Source organism: Neobacillus sp. 19, assembly GCF_049463095.1.
In the GTDB taxonomy this organism is placed as follows: domain Bacteria; phylum Bacillota; class Bacilli; order Bacillales; family Cytobacillaceae; genus Neobacillus.
Window position 1 is genome coordinate 1 of record NZ_JBMPZU010000020.1, and the last position, 3,549, is coordinate 3,549.

Genomic DNA, 3,549 nt, shown 5'->3' on the forward strand with positions numbered 1-3,549 from the left:
CAATGATTTATAATAAAAAGCTAATGGTTGTGATCCCTGTTGATGCAGAGGGAACGAATGCGGTGAAGCCATGATTGCCTTTGACCGCTTTCAGGCTGGAGTTGGTGATTATGTACTGGTTTTGGAAGAAGGCGGATCGGCCAAGGACATTTTAGAAGATCCAACTGGTTCTTTTGATGCCGTCATTGCCGGAATCGTTGATCGACTACATTAAGGGTGAGGTGAATAAGGGTGCAAATTGAAGCATTAGTAGAACAAATTACAAATCAAATCATGCAGCAATTAACAAATAAGGAAGCGTTGAAGGAGGTTAAACCTTCTGGAAACGTAACGTATAAAGAAGGACCAGCGACCGCCATTATCACGGGCCCGTCCGTTGCTCGAATGATCGATCATACACTTTTAAAGCCAGAGGCATCTAAAGAGCAAATCATCAAGCTTTGTGAAGAAGCAAAAGAACATAAATTCGCAACCGTGTGTGTGAATCCATACTGGGTACAGACTGCTGCTAAAGAACTGGAAGGATCTGGCGTAGGTGTTACCACGGTTGTCGGCTTTCCGTTAGGAGCAACAAGCACGTTTGTGAAATCAGCTGAAACACGTGACGCAATTGCAAATGGTGCAACAGAAATCGATATGGTCATAAATGTTGGTGCACTTAAATCCGGTGACTTTGACACCGTGAAAAAAGACATTGAAGGGGTTGTTTTAGCAGCCAAAGGCCACGCACCTGTTAAGGTCATTATCGAAACCGGCCTTCTTGAAATCGAAGAAAAGAAAAAGGCTTGTATTTTAGCGAAAATGGCCGGTGCCGATTTCGTGAAAACTTCAACCGGTTTTGGCCCTGGCTGCGCGACACCTGAAGACATCAAGTTAATGCGCGAGGCGGTCGGCCCTGATATGGGCGTGAAAGCATCTGCTTGTGTACGAGATTTAGATACTGCCAGAAAGCTGATCCAAGCAGGTGCGACCAGAATTGGCGCAAGCTCAAGTATTGCTATCATAACGGGCGGACAAGGTACCGGTTATTAATTTTTATTCCATATGAGGGGTGCTTCTAATGAACAATATTGGACATCAATTGAAGAAAATAAGAGTAAACCGTGAAATGGAAATAGAAACACTTGCTTTCCTTTCAGGACTGCATGCTGAAACAATTGCAGCGATTGAAGAAGGCGAGTTAGATGTACAGGTATCAACCTTGGCCAGAATTTCAGATGTGTTAAATTGTACCTTCTCAGTTGGAGACGTTTCCATATAAATAGTCCCACCCAGGCATCCGTTCTAATTTGAAACGGGTGCTTTTTCATTTTTTCCTTAAATGATATGATTGGACAATCAGTAAGTCGATCAAGGATGAGCATTTTTTAAATTAAAGGAAGAGATTCATGACAAGTACAATAACATACATCAAAGAATGGCAGCAGGCCCTTCAAAATGAAATATCCTATTTAAAAAAGTACGGCAGTAACAAATTCATCGTCTCTAATGGGAGATTATTATCGAGTGATGATTCGTTTACCTATTATTTTGATACCTCCTATTCATTACGAATCCCTGTAGGATCATCAATACGCCTTGAATGGGGTGGTTTAAAGCAAACCGGACATGCCCTCTCATCTGAAGGCAAAAGCGTGATCATTGCCCTTGAGCAATCATTTGGAGATTTAATCTCAGAAGCCTTTTTATTTCACGATCCATGGGAACTGCTGGAACAACTGATCCAACGATTGGATGACATCAAAAAAACCAAACAGAAACGTTTGCGAGTAAAAAAATTAATGGACCCCTCGATGCCTGCGAAGCATCCGGCTGAAAAAAGTAAAAGTAATGTACACGAATTAGTTTTGCGCTCAAAATATAATCCTGTTACCTTTGTTTGGGGACCGCCTGGGACGGGAAAAACCTATACACTAGCCCGGGCAGCCGCAAATAAATATTTTCAAGAAAAACGAGTATTAATCTTATCACATAGTAATCAAGCCGTTGATGTCTTAATTAGTGAAATTTCATCTTTTATAGAAAAGAAAGGACGCTATCGAGAAGGGGATGTCCTTCGCTATGGTTTAAATACTGGGGAACTCCTCGCAGCCCACGAAGCGATTACCACGAGTCAGCTCCTCCAAAAGGTTGACCCGCATCTTGCTGAGGATAAAGAAAAATTAATAGAGGAAAGACGACATCTCAAGCAGGATCTAGTCCGTTCTTTTAGTAAAAGGGACACCGATCATTTGTTGGAACTTGAAATGAGAATAGCCAAAATTCTTGAAAAGATTCGCCAAAAGGAAATTCAATTTGTGAAGGATGCATTTGTAGTTGGGACAACACTGGCAAAAGCCGCAAGTGATCCTGCGATTTATGAAAAGGAATATGATGTTGTTATTCTAGATGAAGCGAGTATGGCTTATGTACCTCAGGCTGCCTTCGCTGCTACACTCGGAAAACGTGTAATCATCTGCGGTGATTTTAAGCAATTGCCGCCAATCGCGTCTTCTAGAGATTCTCTTGTTACGTTGTGGTTAAAAGAGGATATTTTTCATCGTGCAGGCATTGTAAAGTGGGTTGAGCGCGGTGAACTCCATCCCCATTTATTGTTATTAAAAGAACAACGGAGAATGCATCCCGATATTTCTGCATTTACCAATCAATTCATCTATGATTCACATGTTGGTGATCATGAAAGTGTTGGTACAAGCAGAAATACGATTGTCAAAAAAGCCCCTTTTCCTGACAGAGCATCTGTTCTGGTGGATACGAGTTTTACCGGTGCCTATTGTATAACAGAGCGCTCTTCTCATTCACGAATGAATTTTTGGCAGGCATTATTATCGTTCCAACTGATTCATGAATCATACGTGAATGGCCTGCGATCAATTGGGTATGTTACCCCCTATCGTGCTCAAGCAAATGTAATGGAGCTTTTATTAGCTGATTTATATGCAGCCGAATGTGCCACAGCCGATATTATTGCGGCAACTGTTCATCGATTCCAAGGCAGTGAACGGGATGTCATGGTGTTTGACACTGTTGACAGCGAGCCTCAGATTCGTGCAGGAATGTTATTAATAGGCAAGGATAGCGAACGGTTGATCAACGTAGCGATTACAAGGACAAGAGGGAAGTTCATTCATGTCAGTAATCAGTCATTTATTCGTAAGCATATATATAATGGAAAAACACTTAGACAACTTGTGGAGCATCAAGTGGGGCACCGCCAAACTGTAGATATAGGACAGATCGGCAGGTGGATTCAACACCAGCACCCAAAATTGCAATGGATGCATGCACGTAAGGTAGAAAGTGTTTTTCAGGATATCGAGGCTGCCATGTCATCGATTGTTATTTCTATTCCAGCGCATGCCTCACTGTCGCGTGAATGGAAAAACACACTCCGCAATCGAGGGGAAACAAGTAAGTTTAATGGTTATTTCTAAAGCAGAATGAAGCGGCGACGAAACCGCGAAAGCGTTTCACGATAAATGCGAACGCGTTTAGGTCGTCGGGTTTGGTGCGGCTGATTGGGCTGCACAACCAACCAAGTACAAAACA

Annotated in this window: 3 protein-coding genes and 1 pseudogene; all 4 read left to right on the forward strand. The window is 42.3% G+C overall.

The genetic code is table 11. The annotated features are described in order from the left end of the window. Nucleotides 1-61 precede the first annotated feature (61 nt). Nucleotides 62-214, forward strand: a pseudogene (locus ACO1D1_RS05210) (EutN/CcmL family microcompartment protein); the annotation flags it as partial. A 170-nt stretch (nt 215-384) separates the two neighbouring features. Then, entirely contained in the window at nt 385-1,032 is a 648-nt protein-coding gene (gene deoC / locus ACO1D1_RS05215) for a deoxyribose-phosphate aldolase (RefSeq protein WP_223821003.1), read from the forward strand. A gap of 28 nt (nt 1,033-1,060) precedes the next feature. Further along, complete coding sequence (locus ACO1D1_RS05220; protein ID WP_149870326.1) at nt 1,061-1,261, forward strand: helix-turn-helix domain-containing protein; 201 nt, start codon at nt 1,061-1,063, stop codon at nt 1,259-1,261. Nucleotides 1,262-1,388: 127 nt separating this feature from the next. Further along, nucleotides 1,389-3,434 (forward strand): DEAD/DEAH box helicase, encoded by a 2,046-nt coding sequence (locus ACO1D1_RS05225; protein ID WP_423335206.1) that lies wholly within the window; start codon nt 1,389-1,391, stop codon nt 3,432-3,434. Nucleotides 3,435-3,549 lie beyond the last annotated feature (115 nt).

Coding starts and splice junctions, on each gene's coding strand:
- ACO1D1_RS05225 (WP_423335206.1), top strand. CDS start 1,389: ATGACAAGTACAATAACATACATCAAAGAATGGCAGCAGGCCCTTCAA.
- ACO1D1_RS05220 (WP_149870326.1), top strand. CDS start 1,061: ATGAACAATATTGGACATCAATTGAAGAAAATAAGAGTAAACCGTGAA.
- deoC (WP_223821003.1), top strand. CDS start 385: ATGATCGATCATACACTTTTAAAGCCAGAGGCATCTAAAGAGCAAATC.